This window comes from Chitinophagales bacterium (genome assembly GCA_016787225.1).
Taxonomy (GTDB): Bacteria; Bacteroidota; Bacteroidia; order Chitinophagales; family JADJOU01; genus CHPMRC01.
On record JAEUUY010000011.1, the window covers coordinates 120,201 to 136,884 of the forward strand.

General features: G+C 36.2%; 16 protein-coding genes and 1 tRNA gene. 12 read left to right on the forward strand and 5 right to left on the reverse strand.

Annotated elements, in window-relative coordinates:
* Nucleotide 1: 1 nt before the first annotated feature.
* Nucleotides 2-481 carry a hypothetical protein gene (locus JNL75_03675; protein ID MBL7788916.1) on the reverse strand — a complete coding sequence of 160 codons (480 nt, stop codon included), beginning with the start codon at nucleotides 479-481 and terminating at the stop codon, nucleotides 2-4.
* A gap of 1 nt (nucleotide 482) precedes the next feature.
* Nucleotides 483-1,568, reverse strand: a complete 1,086-nt coding sequence (locus JNL75_03680; protein MBL7788917.1) for a tail fiber domain-containing protein — start codon at nucleotides 1,566-1,568, stop codon at nucleotides 483-485.
* Between the two features lie 520 nt (nucleotides 1,569-2,088).
* Between JNL75_03680 and JNL75_03685 the strand changes: the two genes are divergently transcribed.
* From JNL75_03685 to JNL75_03740, 12 genes are all read left to right on the forward strand, one after another.
* The gene (locus JNL75_03685; GenBank protein ID MBL7788918.1) at nucleotides 2,089-2,508 is read left to right on the forward strand and encodes a RidA family protein; all 420 of its coding nucleotides are present in this window, start codon (nucleotides 2,089-2,091) and stop codon (nucleotides 2,506-2,508) included.
* Between the two features lie 28 nt (nucleotides 2,509-2,536).
* Entirely contained in the window at nucleotides 2,537-4,522 is a 1,986-nt protein-coding gene (locus JNL75_03690; GenBank protein ID MBL7788919.1) for a ComEC family competence protein, read from the forward strand.
* On the forward strand, nucleotides 4,512-5,792 hold the full coding sequence (gene tilS / locus JNL75_03695) for a tRNA lysidine(34) synthetase TilS (protein MBL7788920.1): 1,281 nt from the start codon (nucleotides 4,512-4,514) through the stop codon (nucleotides 5,790-5,792). Before JNL75_03690 ends, tilS begins: the two co-directional genes overlap by 11 nt.
* Nucleotides 5,789-7,021, forward strand: coding sequence for an imidazolonepropionase (locus JNL75_03700; GenBank protein MBL7788921.1), 1,233 nt, complete (start codon nucleotides 5,789-5,791; stop codon nucleotides 7,019-7,021). The genes tilS and JNL75_03700 overlap by 4 nt, the downstream gene beginning before the upstream one ends.
* Nucleotides 7,022-7,070: 49 nt before the next feature.
* Nucleotides 7,071-7,157: transfer RNA gene (locus JNL75_03705), tRNA-Ser, on the forward strand.
* Between the two features lie 92 nt (nucleotides 7,158-7,249).
* Nucleotides 7,250-9,004 (forward strand): aspartate--tRNA ligase, encoded by a 1,755-nt coding sequence (gene aspS / locus JNL75_03710; protein MBL7788922.1) that lies wholly within the window; start codon nucleotides 7,250-7,252, stop codon nucleotides 9,002-9,004.
* A 27-nt stretch (nucleotides 9,005-9,031) separates the two neighbouring features.
* Nucleotides 9,032-9,385: a four helix bundle protein gene (locus JNL75_03715; protein MBL7788923.1), complete on the forward strand. Its 354-nt coding sequence runs from the start codon at nucleotides 9,032-9,034 to the stop codon at nucleotides 9,383-9,385.
* 77 nt (nucleotides 9,386-9,462) lie between these two features.
* Nucleotides 9,463-10,167: an RluA family pseudouridine synthase gene (locus JNL75_03720; GenBank protein ID MBL7788924.1), complete on the forward strand. Its 705-nt coding sequence runs from the start codon at nucleotides 9,463-9,465 to the stop codon at nucleotides 10,165-10,167.
* Nucleotides 10,164-10,448, forward strand: coding sequence for a Rieske (2Fe-2S) protein (locus JNL75_03725; GenBank protein ID MBL7788925.1), 285 nt, complete (start codon nucleotides 10,164-10,166; stop codon nucleotides 10,446-10,448). Before JNL75_03720 ends, JNL75_03725 begins: the two co-directional genes overlap by 4 nt.
* A 72-nt stretch (nucleotides 10,449-10,520) precedes the next feature.
* Nucleotides 10,521-11,411, forward strand: a complete 891-nt coding sequence (gene sucD, locus JNL75_03730) for a succinate--CoA ligase subunit alpha (protein ID MBL7788926.1) — start codon at nucleotides 10,521-10,523, stop codon at nucleotides 11,409-11,411.
* A 29-nt stretch (nucleotides 11,412-11,440) separates the two neighbouring features.
* Nucleotides 11,441-12,337, forward strand: a complete 897-nt coding sequence (locus JNL75_03735) for a WYL domain-containing protein (protein MBL7788927.1) — start codon at nucleotides 11,441-11,443, stop codon at nucleotides 12,335-12,337.
* A 35-nt stretch (nucleotides 12,338-12,372) separates the two neighbouring features.
* Nucleotides 12,373-13,497: a glycosyltransferase family 4 protein gene (locus JNL75_03740; GenBank protein MBL7788928.1), complete on the forward strand. Its 1,125-nt coding sequence runs from the start codon at nucleotides 12,373-12,375 to the stop codon at nucleotides 13,495-13,497.
* Here the strand turns inward: JNL75_03740 and JNL75_03745 are convergent.
* The 3 genes from JNL75_03745 to JNL75_03755 all read right to left on the reverse strand — a co-directional run bounded on the left by JNL75_03745 (nucleotide 13,494) and on the right by JNL75_03755 (nucleotide 16,576).
* Nucleotides 13,494-15,353, reverse strand: a complete 1,860-nt coding sequence (locus JNL75_03745; GenBank protein ID MBL7788929.1) for a DEAD/DEAH box helicase — start codon at nucleotides 15,351-15,353, stop codon at nucleotides 13,494-13,496. The genes JNL75_03740 and JNL75_03745 overlap by 4 nt on opposite strands.
* A gap of 137 nt (nucleotides 15,354-15,490) precedes the next feature.
* Nucleotides 15,491-15,982, reverse strand: coding sequence for a hypothetical protein (locus JNL75_03750; protein MBL7788930.1), 492 nt, complete (start codon nucleotides 15,980-15,982; stop codon nucleotides 15,491-15,493).
* A 78-nt stretch (nucleotides 15,983-16,060) separates the two neighbouring features.
* Nucleotides 16,061-16,576 (reverse strand): hypothetical protein, encoded by a 516-nt coding sequence (locus tag JNL75_03755; protein ID MBL7788931.1) that lies wholly within the window; start codon nucleotides 16,574-16,576, stop codon nucleotides 16,061-16,063.
* Nucleotides 16,577-16,684: the final 108 nt, after the last annotated feature.

Genomic DNA, 16,684 nt, shown 5'->3' on the forward strand with positions numbered 1-16,684 from the left:
TCTATTTAATTTTTTTACCTTTAATTGTCCATCCAAAACTACCAAAGGGATTTAATACGAATTTTAGACTTTCTTGCTCAAAATAATAGTCCGAAAAGGATAATTTATTCTCAAATTGAAAATCTCCATTGACCATATTAATACTTGTAGGACTATATGAATTAGATATTGGAATCGTATCATGTCCCCAATAGACTAAAAACTGGTGTGAACTATCCGATTTGACTACACTGCCTCGAGATGTATAATTTTTAAATACATGCGTGTATCTGTAGTTACAAACAAACCCCGGAGCATGATTCGTTCTAATTGTATCTATTTCAAACTCGAGATAATGATTCACTATATCAAAATTATACGCTCCTACAAGATTATCTCGAGGGTCTGATGGCTTCTGATCTTGAATTATATCTTTACTGCAAGAAATATAAAATAAGAGCGCTAGAATGACAGCGAGAAGAGAGAAAGCTCTTTTATTCATACTATTGTTCTTTTAAAAACATTTTTGAATCTTTGACACTACCATTGATTTTGAGCGTATAGATGTAATATCCTTGGGTTAGACCAGAACCATTATAGAGCACACTGCCTAAGCCTGTGCCATCACTGAGGGTTATGGTAGACTGTAGCACTCCCATAATGTTTCTCACTTCTATAATAGCTGAGGTCACAGCCGTCGTCTCATCTATAAAATATGTGATGGTCGTAGTGCCATCGAAAGGATTGGGCGTATTTTGAAACAATCGAGACCGAGACTGACCAATGGTATCGATAGATCGTCCCTGCCAGTTGATAATCTCTTGGCGCAAATCTTGTATCGTCTGCTGCTGCTCCTGAATAGCTTTGATCAATATAGGGACTAATTCTACATAATTGATAGCCTCTAAATTTTCTTTTACAGTACCTACAATATTGGGGAACTGAACCTTGACATCCTGTGCTATTAGACCATAGTGCTTGGGTTCATTTTCAGTAGGTATTGGTAGATGAAAGTCTGCCTTTATCGTGGAGTCCTTTATATCTATACTATCTGTAAGTGGTATATCCGAGTTTGATCTTTCTTTGGTATAATTATACATTTTCGGCTCTAGAGCGAGAACTTTAGTTAATACCGTAGGTAGATTTTCAATATTGGTCTTGATACTCACATCGCTCCAAGTGTACCAGCCGTGAGAGATGGCATTGCCCTCTATCTGTAGCCTAAAATTGCTAATAGTTCTTCTCAGCCACCACGCATAGGACGATACAGGGACAGAAATCGAATACCAATCGATTGGACGCATGTTTATGCCCACAAAACCTCCGTCAGAGATAAACATTTTATAGTTTCCAGAGTTCCAAGTATTCCATGGTCTCCAGAAATTAAGACCACTATTCCAATGCTCGATAGACCACGCACCATTATTCGGATTAGCAGATGCCCTGCCAAAGGTTAGGTATCTATAATCATTATACCCTAGCATAATGGCTGCGTCACTTGTGTTTTGTCGTCTTACCTGAAAAGCGCCCACTTGGGCGGATAACTTGCATAATGATATTGTTATGAGTAATAATATTATTTTTTTCATATGATTTGAATTTAAGAGTTTATTAATTTGATTTTATATGCAAAGGCATTCAAGCCAATGGCTGGTATTTAGTAGCAAAAACTGTAAAGAACCTCATATCAATATTGCATCGTATGATTGAGTACTCATTGGCTCCGGATCTGCGAGTAAAACATGATTAAAAATATAAAGAAGGGTGTGGAGCCATGCCTGAATTACTAACCGTGATAGGTATCGGAAACCTGGAGAACTAATAAAACAAGCAAGGACACACCCCGAAGGGTAGTCTTGCCCGTCTCCTCGTCCTCCTTATAAAATTTCCGATTTTATCACGGAGAGGAAAGTCGTGCGACCGTTTTATATTTTTACGTTTTTTCTAGTTTAAATCATATGTTTAAGTTTAAAAGGTGAATGAATCTTATCCCTTTCATTTATTCCTTTCTCTGCAAAGATATATTAAAAAAATGACAATTATGTAAAGAAAATTATCTATAGAAGTCAAAATTGATTTTTCTTACCTTTGCTAATCAAGAATTACAATATGTCAGAAAATAATCCCATACTCACAGACAAGGCCGCTAAACCGCTCGGTCTATATCCGCATTCCCGAAAGGTAGGAAACCTTTTATTCCTTAGTGGAATTGGTCCTCGTAAAGCAGGAACAGATGAAATACCAGGATTGAAGCTGGATAAATATGGTAATTATTTAGAATTTGATTTTGAGGCCCAAGTGCGCTCTGTTTTTGACAATGTGAAAACGGTACTGGAAGAGAGCGGGTCTTCATGGGATAAATTAGTAGATGTCACGGTATTTCTAGTCAATATGAAACGGGACTTTCATATCTATAACAAGATCTACGCTGAATACTTTAAAGATGCGATGCCATGTAGAACCACCGTAGAGGTATCATCCCTGCCGAGTTCTATTTCGATAGAATTGAAATGCATGGCGACTATTTAGTCGTTTGCCAATTGTTTAACCATACATTATGAAATCAGGGCGAAAGTTTTTATTGACCAATTTATTATACCTCAAAGTTTTTATCGCTTTTACCTTTGGCATCATCTCTTCAGAATTTATATCGAATTACTGGGTATTAATAAGTCTTCCTTTCCTCTTTTTTGTTGCTCTCAATTTACTTTACTTTTTTATCAAAGTGAGTAGAAGTAAGTTTTCTGATAGCTTTGTATTTTGTCTCATTTTTAGTTTTGGTATTTTCTTTCATAGCTGGACATGGAAGGAGAAAACAGATAGCTTGGAAAAGCTAAAACCTATTTTAGAAAAAGAAGCAAGTCATATCATTCGCCTAGAAGACAAACCTCTGTTAAAAGCTAACTCACTTCAACTCGAAGCCACCTTATTGAGGTCTCAATCTGATACTGGTCAAGTAATTCTCCATGAGAAAATTCTAATTTATCTACCTAAGGATATTCAAATAAAACAACCATATTATGGTCAAATTTTACAAGTCGAGGGTCGTTTAGTTCAACCTTCTCATGCGCATTATGTCTTTGAATTTGACTATGCCAAATGGTTAGAGCGCAATGGGATTTACGCCACACTTTATTCAAAAGATTTTTCGTCCATTAGTATGGATTCTAGTAGTTTTTACCAGTTATCTAAGATTCCATTTAAACTGCGAGACTATTTTGAAAATGAAATTGATCGAGTGCTATCCGATAAATCCTCTAATGCTATAGCCAAGTCTATACTTATAGGCATTCGCAGCGATGTTGATCGAGATCTATACACCGCCTATGCCGATACTGGAACGATTCACATACTTTCTATCTCAGGATTACATTTCGGTATACTTATTTTATTTCTAGAATATCTATTGTCTTTTGCGATAAAAAAAGAAGGTTTACGATTAATTATTAAACACAGTGTCTCGTTTCTTTATGCCCTTATGACAGGATTTAGCGCACCTATCATGCGTAGTTTCATCATGTTTTTATTCTTTGATTTCACAAAATGGAAACAATTGCGAGTTAGTTCGTATAATATTTTGTTTCTTTCTGCCTGGCTAATTTTATTATTTGACACACATCAATTATTCAATATCGGTTATCAATTTTCCTACTGTGCTTTGTTAGGCATTATGCTCATCTATCATCGAGCCATTTGGAAAATTCAATTCGGTTCTTTTATACTTAATTTCATTTGGAAATCAACAGTAACTTTGTTAGCAGCATGGCTATTCACTGCTCCTCTGACTATTTTTTATTATCATAAATTTTCTTGGTTTGGTTCATTGAGTAATATTCTAGTCGTGCCTTTGACTACTCTTATCATGTATGTAGGATTCATATTTATCCTTTTTTCTAAACTAGATTTACTATCGAATTTACTAGGCGATCTCCTGACGCTACTTATCAAAATACAAAATACTATCATAGCGTTTTTTAGTCAAATTCCATATGCTAGTATTCACTCGAATATACTTGATATAATAGGATTGATTTTGCTATTTGCACTCATTGGATTTGGAATGAGTTTAATATACTCTAAAACAAGATTCAGTCTAAGATTAACGCTTATCTGCACAACAATCTTTACATGCTATAGCTCATTTCATTCTTTTAGATTGGCTATAGAAGAGAATTGGTTTCTCGTCTCAAACTATAAACATAGCGCTATCGCCTATAAAAACAAGAATCAACTTCACATAATTACAGACACAATAGATGACAATATGCAGCGATACTTTTTCAATAGCCTAGAATCCTTTTATAATATCGACGCTTCAAAAATACATTCTAGTTATGATTATATAGTCCAACAAAGAAATAAATTTAGTTATCACTTAGCAGCTCAGCCACAATTCTTGGTTTTAGCAAAAGAGAATAAAGAGCACTGGGATGATTATATAGAAAAAAGAGATAGCTTTGTATTGGTGTCCAATATAGGATATAGAAAATCAGATTTAATTAACACCTTGAAGCAAAAGAATAAGCACTATCATGTTTACTAAGTCTCAACTACTTTTTCTAAATGATAAAAAGATGGCTCTCGCTTGCAGTGGTGGTGTCGACAGTATGGTGCTTGCGGATTGTCTTCTAAAATACAAATTTGATTTCTCTATAATTCATTGCAATTTTCAACTACGTGGAGAAGGATCGTTTGAGGATGAAAAATTTGTCAAATCTTATGCAGCCAAAAATAATCTTCGTTCATTCACTAAGTCGTTTGATACAGAAAATTCTGCTAAACTAAATTCCACTTCTATTGAAATGGAAGCAAGAAATTTGCGTTACAAATTTTTTCAAGAAATCTATCATCAGCAAGAATTAGACCTCATTCTTTTAGCACATCATCAAAATGACCAGGCGGAAACTATTTTTATGCGCCTCATCAAAGGTACAGGACTATCAGGACTATCAGGCATGAAAGAAATTCGAGATGACATATATTTTCGCCCTTTCTTAAATATAACAAAAGAAACCATATTAGACTACGCTAGAGAAAATAAAATTGAATACCGAGAAGATGCATCCAATAATGAAAATATTTATCAGCGGAATCACATCAGAAATAAAATTCTTCCATCAATAGATAAAATAAATCCTTCCTTTAGAAGTGCATTGATACATCTTGGGAATTTAAGCTCTCAAACTAAATCTTTGATTGATGATGTATGCTACTCCTTAACTGAAATTTGGGATAGCACAGGTAACTTAGATTTAACTCACTATACCGATAAACCATATTTGCCATTAATCATCTCACATATACTTGATAAAGAAATTTCACACAAAGATCAGTTGGAATATATAGTTCATGCTTTGTCTAGCCAAGAATCTAAATTCTTTCAGTTGTCATCATACGAAATTGAAGTTAAGAACTTTCGCATTTCAAAGATATCTGAAGTTCATTCTAAAATTAAAATTTACCATGCGCTCCATGATTTGATTTCGGATAGCGCTTTTCATACAGAAATAGTAGAAAACAAACCTAATCTATTTAATGAAACTAGTTTATATATCGATATAGATAAGCTTAATTTTCCAATAAATGCCAGACCTATGCAAATAGGTGATAAAATCAAACCATTCGGCATGAGGGGCTTATCCAGAAAACTGTCTGACATAGCTCAAGAATTGCAATGGTCGAGGTCTGAAAAATTGTCAAATAGAGTTTTTGTCGATGGTGATAATGATATTATAGCTATCTTAGGCTATCGAATTTCTGAAAAAGTAAAATTAGACTCCAAAACGAAAACTATTCTAATAATCAGACAATGAAAAATTTTATCAATATAAAGAATCTATATGGCATACTAGATTCTGATATTAAAAGACTTTCTGGTGCGGAGATGAAAGCGGTTGAGTCGTTGTCCAATGCCTATATGAAGGTAGAGAATGGACGAATTATTGAGTTTGGAGAAATGACGAACTGGATAGAGAATGCAGCGCCTATCATTGACCTGAAGGGAAAATCGGTACTACCGAGTTATACAGATTCCCATACACATATAGTTTTCGCAGAACCCAGGGAACACGAATTCGAACTCAAGATTCAGGGTAAAACCTATGAGGAAATAGCCGCAGCAGGAGGTGGTATCTTAAATAGTGCAGCTAAACTAGGTGAAACGAGTGAAGAAAAATTATTAGAATCAGCGACGAAACGAGTGCAGCAAGTGATAAGGATGGGAACAGGAGCCTTGGAAATAAAGAGTGGATATGGATTGACCGTCGATGCAGAAATAAAAATGCTTCGCGTGATTCAAAAATTATATGAAAATTTCGCTATTCCTATCAAAGCAAGTTTTCTCGGGGCTCATGCCATACCTACCATTTACAAATCCAATCCAAAAGAATACATAGAAAAAGTTATTTATCCTTGTATTGAAATTGTAGCTAAAGAAGATTTAGCAGAGTATATCGATATTTTTATTGAGAAAAATTACTTCTCTCTAGAAGATGCCCATAGAATTTTAGATTATTCTGATAAGTTTGGACTTAGACCAAAATTGCATGTCAATCAACTTTCGAATATGGGGGCCTTGCAATTGGCTGTGGATAGAGGTGCTTTGTCTGCCGATCATTTAGAAGAATTGACTCAGACAGAAATCGAATATTTAAAGAATAAATCAACTATAGGAACGCTTCTCCCTTCTTGTTCATTTTTTATAAAAATACCTTATGCCCCAGCGCGCCAAATGATAGATAACGGCCTACCTATAGCTCTAGCCTCCGACTATAACCCTGGTTCTACACCAAGTGGCAATATGAATTTTGTCATATCCCTCGCTTGTATTTATCAAAAACTCCTACCAGCCGAGGCTTTTAATGCCGCTACCATTAATGGAGCTTATGCTATGGATTTGAGTCATGAGGTTGGAAGCATTTCCATCGGCAAACGGGCCAATTTCTTTACTTCCTCGGACTTACAATCGTTGGCATCTATTCCTTATAGTTTCGGTCGGCCATTAATAGATGAGGTTTATATCAATGGGGAAAGATTTCACTAGATAAAAGCTGGTTTTTACTATCTTTGCTATCCTTAAAAAAATAACCACTGGAAAGTTGCAGGAGTGGTTGAACTGGCTCGCCTGGAACGCGAGTATCCGCCTTGGCGGATCAAGGGTTCGAATCCCTTACTTTCCTCAAAATAATAGTCACTAGTAATCAGTAGTCGGTCGTCAGTTTTCTGGTAGGCAAAATTCTACTGATATCTAAAGACTGAAAACCGACCACTCATTATGTATCGTTCACACACTTGCGGAGAATTAAATTTAAAACATCAAGGACAATCTGTTACCCTAGCTGGTTGGGTGCAGAATTTGCGAGATTTTGGGAAGTTGACTTTTCTTGATTTAAGAGACCGCTATGGCATCACACAGTTGGTTTTCAATGCCGAAGAAAATCAAGCATTGTATGAAAAAGCGCATGATCTCGGCAGGGAGTATGTTATTCAAGTTCAAGGTCTGGTCAAGGAGAGAGAGAATAAAAACTTAAATATTCCCACAGGTGAAATTGAAATTATAGCTTCAGAATTCACCATTCTTAATGCTAGCGAAGTACCTCCATTTACCATCATAGATGATACCGATGGAAGTGAGGAACTCCGTATGCGATATCGCTACTTAGATATTAGAAGAAATCCACTCAAAGAGAAACTTATTTTTCGACATCAGGTAGCTCAGCTTTTCCGTCAATATTTATCTAAGGAAGGATTTATAGAAGTAGAAACACCTGTGCTCATTAAATCTACGCCAGAGGGTGCTCGAGATTTCGTAGTGCCTAGTAGAGTCAATCCTGGGCAGTTTTTCGCACTACCTCAGTCTCCACAAACCTTTAAGCAATTATTAATGGTGGGTGGTCTCGACAAATATTTCCAAATTGTAAAATGTTTTCGTGACGAAGATTTAAGGGCGGATAGACAACCTGAATTTACACAAGTGGATTGTGAAATGTCCTTCGTCGAACAAGAAGATATTTTACAAGTTTTCGAAGAAGCAACCAAATATATCATCAAAGAGACTAAAGGAATTGATTTAGATACTTTCCCACGAATGACCTACGACCATGCGATGCGTACTTATGGAAATGATAAACCAGACATTCGATTTGGTATGGAATTTTGCGAATTGCAAGACCTAGTTAAAGGCAAAGATTTTGCTATTTTTGATAATGCAGAATTGGTGGTGGGTATCAAGGTAGCAGGGGTATCAGAGTGGACTAGAAAACAAATCGATGAGTGGACAGACTTTGTCAAAACCCCACAGGTGGGAGCTACAGGGCTTATTTGGGCTAAGTACAATACAGATAATACGCTTACTTCTTCTGTAAATAAATTTTACGCCGAAGAAGATTTGAAAAAATGGTCTGAAAAATTTAATGCGAAAGCAGGGGATTTAATGCTCATATTAGCTGGAGAAGCTAAGAAGGTAAGACCTCAACTATCCGCCTTGCGAATGGCGATAGCAGAAAAATTAGGTCTGCGTAAACCTGATGAATTTGCACCTCTATGGGTAGTAGATTTTCCATTGCTGGATTGGGACGAAGAAAGCGCCAGATACCATGCTATGCACCACCCATTCACAGCACCCAAACCAGAAGATGAAGCGCTTTTGGAAACGAATCCAATTGAAGTCAGAGCGAATGCCTATGATTTAGTCCTTAATGGCAATGAGGTAGCAGGTGGCTCTGTCAGAATATATGACAAAAATTTACAATCTAAAATGTTTCAGCTTCTAGGCTTTAGCCAAGAAGAAGCCGAGGCGCAGTTTGGATTTTTGATGAATGCCTTCAAATATGGAGCTCCACCTCATGCTGGGATAGCTTTTGGATTTGATCGCTTTGTGTCAATTCTCGGCGGTAGTGAAACTATACGTGACTATATCGCATTTCCTAAAAACAATAGTGCACGAGATATTATGATAGATGCGCCGAGTATAATAGATGACAAGCAGTTAGATGAGTTAGCTTTGAAACTAGTAACTATTAAGTAATAATTAATAACTAATAATTGGTTTGTTATGGAAAATAAAAACATCCTTTTAGATAAAAGTAAATCACTGGCGCTTCAAGTTATTAAGCATTGCCGAAATATTTCAGAGGAAAAGAAAGAATATATTCTTACAAGGCAATTAATGAAGAGCGGGACTAGTATTGGCGCAAATATCCGTGAAGCTAAATATGCAGAAAGTAAAAATGACTTTATTCATAAGTACAAAATTTCATTGAAAGAAGCAAACGAAACCGAATATTGGCTTGAGTTACTTTTTGAATCAGAATTAATGAACGAAGAGGTTTTTAATGAACTTCACAAACTGAATACGGAACTTCTGAAACTATTAACTTCAAGTATTAAAACAATTTCTAATCGATGATAAAAATTGATTATGATAGCATATTGCCTAATTTCACACAATTATTAACTATTAGTTATTAATTATTACCTATCCCTATGTTCTCCATCCTCCACGAAGATAACCATCTTATCATCTACAATAAGCCCCCGGGCATGCTCGTGCAGTGGGACAAAGATCGCATTGTAAAACCCTTAGAAGAAATAGCTCGTGACTACCAGCGAGAAAAGAAAGGCAAAAATCCTGATGAAAATGTGTATATCGGTCTACCGCACCGAATCGATAGACTCACCAGTGGCATCGTTATTGTTTGTAAAACTTCCAAGTCGCTAGAGCGAATGTGTGATTTATTTAGCAATCGACAAATACACAAAACCTACTGGGCTATTATAGAAAAAGGAGATTTGCCTCGTGAAGGACACTGGGTAAACTATCTAAGAAAAATAGAAAACCATAATAAATCCTATGTGAGTGATGTCGATAAGCCAATGCATAAGCGTGCCGAATTGAAATATAAAATTATAGCGGAATTAGATAATTTCATGCTGACCGAAATAGATTTAATGACGGGTCGTCATCATCAGATTCGAGCGCAGTTTGCACATCATGGCTTTCCCATTCGTGGCGATGTCAAATACAATTATAAGCGTGCCAATGAAGATGGCTTTTTTGATTTACATTCTAAATACATCCGATTTACCCATCCGGTATCGAATGAAGAAATAGTAATTGATGCGCCAGTGCGAGATGATAAATTATGGCAGTTGTTTGAAGAACAAGTAAAACTGAGAAGCGAAAAGTGATTGACAAAAAAATAACTATCCCTCAAAAATACCTTCCCAAACCACAACAGACCACTATTTATATACATAATGGAAAGGAATATTGCATAGTAAATCTCGATGGAAAAATTTATGCTATCGACAATATCTGCCCTCATCAAGGCGCTAGTCTGAGTCTAGGTGAAATAAAAGGAGAAGAAATCATTTGCCCGCTGCATCAGTGGCGTTTTAATGTCAAAACAGGGGCATGCAATGTAGAGAAGTATTGTGTGGATAGGTATCAGGTGGAAATAGCAGATTAATTCTAGCCACAGACTTATAATTTATTAAATTTGCCCTTATTCTATATTAATATATAAAATTCAAATCATACCATGTCCGTATTAGTCAATAAAAACTCAAAAATTATCGTTCAAGGATTTACAGGAAAAGAAGGAACCTTCCATGCAGAGCAAATGCTAGAATATGGCACGAATGTGGTAGGTGGTGTCACTCCTGGTAAAGGCGGTCAATCTCACCTCAATAAACCTGTTTTCAATACCGTGTTAGATGCTCGTAAGGCTACTGGATGCGACGTATCAATTATTTTTGTTCCGCCTGCATTTGCAGCAGATGGCATTTTAGAAGCTGTAGATGCTGGTATCGAGACCATAGTTTGTATCACAGAAGGTATTCCGGTACAGGATATGGTCAAAGTGAAGGCGGTTGTTGAAAAATCAAATTCTCGTTTAATAGGCCCTAACTGCCCAGGTGTCATAACTCCTGATGGTGCTAAAGTAGGTATTATGCCAGGCTTTGTATTTAAAACTGGAAGAGTAGGTATAGTGTCGAAATCTGGAACATTGACGTATGAAGCTGCAGACCAAATCGTAAAAGCGGGTATGGGAATATCTACTGCTATAGGAATCGGTGGCGACCCTATCATAGGTACCACTACCAAAGAAGCAGTCGAGTTATTTATGAATGACCCAGATACAGATGCTATCGTAATGATAGGCGAAATAGGCGGTGGTATGGAAGCTGAGGCTAGTCGCTGGATAAAAGCCAATGGTAATAAAAAGCCAGTTGTAGGTTTTATAGCAGGTCAAACAGCCCCTGCAGGTCGTCGTATGGGTCATGCCGGTGCTATCATAGGCGGCAAAGATGATACTGCTGCTGCTAAAATGGCTATAATGCGTGAATGTGGCATTACTGTTTGTGACAGCCCTGCGGAAATAGGCGCGACTATGGCTTCACTTTTAAAAGTAAGCAGTAAGAGTAATTAGTCATAATTTTAACTGCGACTGCGGCATAAATGAAGGTCAGTTATATCGTCAAGCGATACATCGCGATTCTCGGACGACTTTCTAATCAAAAAAAAGCCACTTTTCAACAACTCATGGATGCTATAGAGCGCATGGGTGGAGAAGATATGAAGATATCACAACGCACTTTTCAGCGCATGATCAACGATATAGAAGAATTGTTTCAAGTAGTTATTAAATGTAATCGGGAAGGTTTTTATTATATCTTGGAGAGTGAATCTGATATGGAGAATTCAAAAATCACCCAGTCACTTCAGTTTTTCAACTATCAAAAATACTTAGAAAATTTTGAAAATAAGATCGCCTATGACAAAAGTTGCTTGATTGGTCAACAGTTTCTTTATGATATTCAAAATGCAATAAAAGAAAAAAAAACTATTCGATTTGACTATACAAAATACAATCAGAAAGAAAATGTAAATGAAATAAGAGATATATCTCCATATGGATTAAAAGAGTATAAAGGAAGGTGGTATCTCGTAGGTCTTGATAATCATAAAAATGAAATACGAATCTTCGGACTCGATAGAATTACCAACTTGATAGAATCGGAGACTCGAATGGTATCCTCCAATAATTTTAATATACACAACTATTTTAAACATTCGATAGGTATCTCAGTAGATAATGATGATATTTCAGAATTCGTGGAACTTGAATTTAGTAGTAAGTTGGCGGGTTATATTCGCAATTTTCCTCTTCATCCTAGTCAAGTTATCTTGTCTGAAAACTCAAACGGCATAGCGGTAAAGTTAAGAACCTATATTAACCTAGAATTAGTAAATGAACTCATGCAATTCTCAGATGATATTAAAATAATCAAACCAGCTAGACTTAAAAAAATGATGATAAAACGCCATCAAGAATTTTTAAAAAATAATCAATAGTCAAACTGATTTGTAATAATCTCTAATCCATTATTTTGACAACACTAACCACTAAAAAAATTGCCATCAATACACGCGTCTTGATGCCTAATAAATTAGATGGCATAGGCTGGTTTACTTATCAGGTTGTAAAACGATGGGTGGAAAAGAATCCGGATGTAGAGTTCTTTTTTATTTTTGATAGGCCCTATGATTCTTCTTTCATTTTTGGAAAGAATGTGACACCCATAGTTGTTTCGCCACCTGCTCGTCATCCTTTGCTATGGTATCTGTGGTTTGAATGGATGGTTCCACGAATTTTAAATAAGCTCAATCCCGATGTCTTCGTTTCTCTGGATACCTACACAACTACTCGATGGAAGGGCAAAAAAATAACAGGAATTCATGATATTGCTTTTGCACTATTTGATGGTCAGGTGAGTTGGCTAACTGAAAAATTCTTTCGTCACTATATACCCCAATACATTTCTGTCTCCGAAAAAATCGTGACGGTATCCAATTCATCCAAGCATGATTTAATAAATTTCTATCACTGTCCAGAAAATAAAATAGTAGTTTCTAACAATGCTGCCTCAGATGCATATCTACCAATGTCTGAAGATGCTATTAAACAATTTAAGAGTGAAAATACTAATAACTGCGACTATTTCATTTTTGTTGGCTCTATTCATCCGCGAAAAAATGTTGTGCGAATGTTACAAGCTTTCGAAAAATATAAAACGCATACCCAGGCTAATACTAAATTTGTATTGATAGGTAGAAATTGGAATTATAAGGATGTAAAAGACTACTTACTTCAAATGAAATATAGAAATGACGTTATTGAAATTCCTCACTCTAGTCCTGAAATCATAGCCAAATGGATAGGTGCTTCTATAGCATTGGTTTTAGTATCTATCTATGAAGGATTTGGAGTACCTATCGTAGAGGCATTAGCCTGTGGGGTGCCTGTAATATGCTCAAACGTGTCTTCGATGCCAGAGGTAGCCGGGCAAGCAGCAATTCTAGTGAATCCTAATGTAACTGAAGAAATAGCAAACGCTATGACTAAGATAGTATCGAATAAAGAATTGTATCGTACACTTACCTTGAATACATACGCTCAATCAGCACGTTATAATTGGAATGATGCAGCTGATATTATTTGGAAGTGTATTTAAATACCTCCATCAAACTTGAAGTCTAATTTAAAGTTATCATCTTTTTTAGAATAAGACCTTTTCTGACCATATCCTGAAGATTTTTTATCATTATTGTCTCTTGATCTAGTGGCAGAAAAATCTCTGCTACCTCTATTTTCATTTCTTCTACCTTCGAATCTACTAAAATTAGTACTATTAGAATCTCCAGCATTCTCGCTAGCTACATCCACGCGAAGACCGCGACCTTTGTGCTCCATAGAACGCGCGTTTTTCAATACATCTATTTTAAATCGGGATTCGACCTCAAAAAATGAAAATTTATCTTTCATGTCAATTCGACCAATACTAGAACCTCTTATTCCTGAATGATCACATACTAATCTTAACAACTCTCCTTTTCCTATTTTATCCAGATTGCCTATATTGATAAAGAAACGAACATATCCTCTCTGTGGCAATATACCTCCTTGCTCATTTCGAGGACGTGTATTTTGGTCCCTGTTTCCTCTATCCGTTCTATCCATGCCCCTTTCGCTTCTGTCTCTTCGCTCCTCTTTAATATTGAGATCCTCCGCTTCTTTGTAATAGTTTAGGAAACGATTAAATTCTAAGGCAGCAAATCGCTTTATTACCTCTTCTTTCGTCATTTCTTCAAATTCCGCATTGATTCTGTCCATAAATGGCTCCATCTGTTCTTCATTGATTTCGACATTATGCGCACGCTCCATGATAGCAAAGAGTTGTTTCTCACAGACTTCATTTCCAGTAGGAACCATTACACGTTCAAACTTCTTACTGATTATTCTTTCGATCTCAAAAATTCTTTGCATTTCACGCTTGCTTACAAGAGCTATTGAAATTCCCTTTTTACCAGCACGGGCAGTACGACCACTTCGGTGGGTATAGTTTTCGACATCATCTGGTAGAGCATAATTTATCACATGGGTGACATCGCTTACATCTATACCACGAGCAGCCACATCGGTAGCTATGAGCAGCTGGAGTGATTTCTCTCTGTATCTGTTCATAACAATATCTCGCTGCTGCTGAGTTAAATCGCCATGCAATGCATCCGAATTATAACCATCCTTTATGAGCATGTCTGCTATATCCTTGGTTTCATTTTTTGTACGACAAAACACAATACCAAAAATATCAGGGTAATAGTCCACGATACGCTTGAGTGTGGCATAGCGGTCTCTAGGATTTATGAGATAATATTGATGATCTATGTTTTCATTACTCTTATTGACAGCTACAGCCACTTCTATAGGGTTTTCCATGTATTTTTTAGCTATCATTTTGATATCTTTGGGCATGGTAGCGGTAAAGAGCCAAATGTTTTTCTCATCAGGAGTATTAGATAGTATTTGCGTTATACTTTCCTTAAATCCCATATTCAGCATTTCATCTGCCTCATCGAGCACGGCTATTTTTACTGCTTCAAAATTGATTTCACCCCTGTCAATAATGTCTATCAATCGACCTGGTGTAGCTACTACTATCTGAACTCCTCGTCTTAAGTCTTTGATCTGCATACCGATACTAGCTCCACCATATACGGCTACAGTCCGAACCTGTGAATGATATTTGGTGAATTTTTCAATGTCGGAGGTTATCTGCAAGCAAAGTTCTCTTGTAGGACATAATATCAGTGCTTGAGGTTTGCGAATATTGATATCTAGTTTTTCTATTATAGGTAGAGCAAAAGCAGCAGTTTTACCTGTACCTGTTTGAGCTAAACCCATTAGATCTACGTCACCATCAAGCAAATGTGGAATGGCCTGCTCCTGAATCGGAGTCGGAGTTATAAAATTCATTTCTGATAAAACGCGAAGCGTTTCGGACCCAAGTCCTAATTGTTCAAAAGTCATTTTTCTAAAGTTTAAAAATTCTAATTCAATGCTAGAAAATAAAACCTATCATAGAAAAAACCCGGTATTGAACAACTTCTATACGAAGGCTTTATTTAAAAGCGAGTGCAAAACTAAGTAAAATAAAATAAAATTGGCTAAAAAACAAATCCAATCGCCACCACTCCACTCATTGCCAACGCATTATATTGACTATAGCCCATTACAAACGTGTACCCTAACCCAATACTAGGATCAATAACTACATTTGACCCCGCATTTATGACATGTCCTAACCCCACTCCAACTGTGAAAAGTTTGAAATTGCCAGGACTTTGTAAACCTAGGGTAGCAGAAGGACCAATATGTAACCCCTTGAAAACCTCTTGCGAATAAAAATCGAGTCCTAGTCCAAATGAAAATGCCGATATTTCTTTATATTTTATGCTTTTACTGTATCCTATTCCTACGGTCAACGCTTTTGACGAATCTAATGAAGAGGATAAGCTCAACTGACCTCCATAGGAAAAACCCGAATTTTCTTGAAATGACCGACCTAGTCCAAATCCTACAGAAACTAACTGATTCTGTGAATGACCATGAAAGAATGCAACCATTGAAAGTATAATAACTTGTAATTTTATTTTCATAATTTTCAATAATAATTTGTGAAAAATAAAAAAGCCACCTACAAAGAGGTGGCTTTTCTTAAATTAAAGAGGATATAATTATTTACCTCCGAACTTGTAACCAAATGTAAGAGTAGGTCTAACAGCAAATGCTTTACCATCTAACATGTAAGCACCACCGCAAGATACGTCTACAAACATAGCATCACTAAGTGGGTGTGTGTAACCAGCTAAACCACCAATAGCCATCTGACCAGCAGATACTGTTTGCTCAGGGAACAATACAACACCACCGAATGAAATTGCAGGGATAGTAACTGAACTTCTCAAGTAAGAGATGTTTGTACCAGCGTGAAAACCATTGAAAGCAGAATTAAAATAATAATCAAATCTTGGTTCGATGTTCATCAAAGAAGCACCACCGCTTCCAAACTGATAATCAAAATTAAGACCAATAACGATGTTTTCGTTAATTCCATACTGGAAAGAAGCACCTGGACCAAAATAAGTAGCGCCATCTGCTAAAGTTAATCCACCTCTAAGGCCTGCTGCTGCTTGTGAATAAGCTGAATTTGCAAGAACGATTGTTGCAAGAATTAAAAAGATTTTTTTCATGATTTAATATAAGTTTTAAATTGTTTATGCAAATATATAGGGAAAGCAAAAAAATGATTCGTTTTTTTTTATATTTTTTTTTTAGAACTATATACTTATTGATGTTCT

Bases quoted from the DNA above. Each gene is read 5' to 3' on its own strand.
- JNL75_03690 (MBL7788919.1), top strand. From the start codon at position 2,537: ATGAAATCAGGGCGAAAGTTTTTATTGACCAATTTATTATACCTCAAA.
- JNL75_03745 (MBL7788929.1), bottom strand. From the start codon at position 15,353: ATGACTTTTGAACAATTAGGACTTGGGTCCGAAACGCTTCGCGTTTTA.
- JNL75_03720 (MBL7788924.1), top strand. From the start codon at position 9,463: ATGTTCTCCATCCTCCACGAAGATAACCATCTTATCATCTACAATAAG.
- JNL75_03680 (MBL7788917.1), bottom strand. From the start codon at position 1,568: ATGAAAAAAATAATATTATTACTCATAACAATATCATTATGCAAGTTA.
- JNL75_03750 (MBL7788930.1), bottom strand. From the start codon at position 15,982: ATGAAAATAAAATTACAAGTTATTATACTTTCAATGGTTGCATTCTTT.
- JNL75_03715 (MBL7788923.1), top strand. From the start codon at position 9,032: ATGGAAAATAAAAACATCCTTTTAGATAAAAGTAAATCACTGGCGCTT.
- JNL75_03675 (MBL7788916.1), bottom strand. From the start codon at position 481: ATGAATAAAAGAGCTTTCTCTCTTCTCGCTGTCATTCTAGCGCTCTTA.
- sucD (MBL7788926.1), top strand. From the start codon at position 10,521: ATGTCCGTATTAGTCAATAAAAACTCAAAAATTATCGTTCAAGGATTT.
- JNL75_03755 (MBL7788931.1), bottom strand. From the start codon at position 16,576: ATGAAAAAAATCTTTTTAATTCTTGCAACAATCGTTCTTGCAAATTCA.
- JNL75_03685 (MBL7788918.1), top strand. From the start codon at position 2,089: ATGTCAGAAAATAATCCCATACTCACAGACAAGGCCGCTAAACCGCTC.
- JNL75_03735 (MBL7788927.1), top strand. From the start codon at position 11,441: ATGAAGGTCAGTTATATCGTCAAGCGATACATCGCGATTCTCGGACGA.
- JNL75_03700 (MBL7788921.1), top strand. From the start codon at position 5,789: ATGAAAAATTTTATCAATATAAAGAATCTATATGGCATACTAGATTCT.
- tilS (MBL7788920.1), top strand. From the start codon at position 4,512: ATGTTTACTAAGTCTCAACTACTTTTTCTAAATGATAAAAAGATGGCT.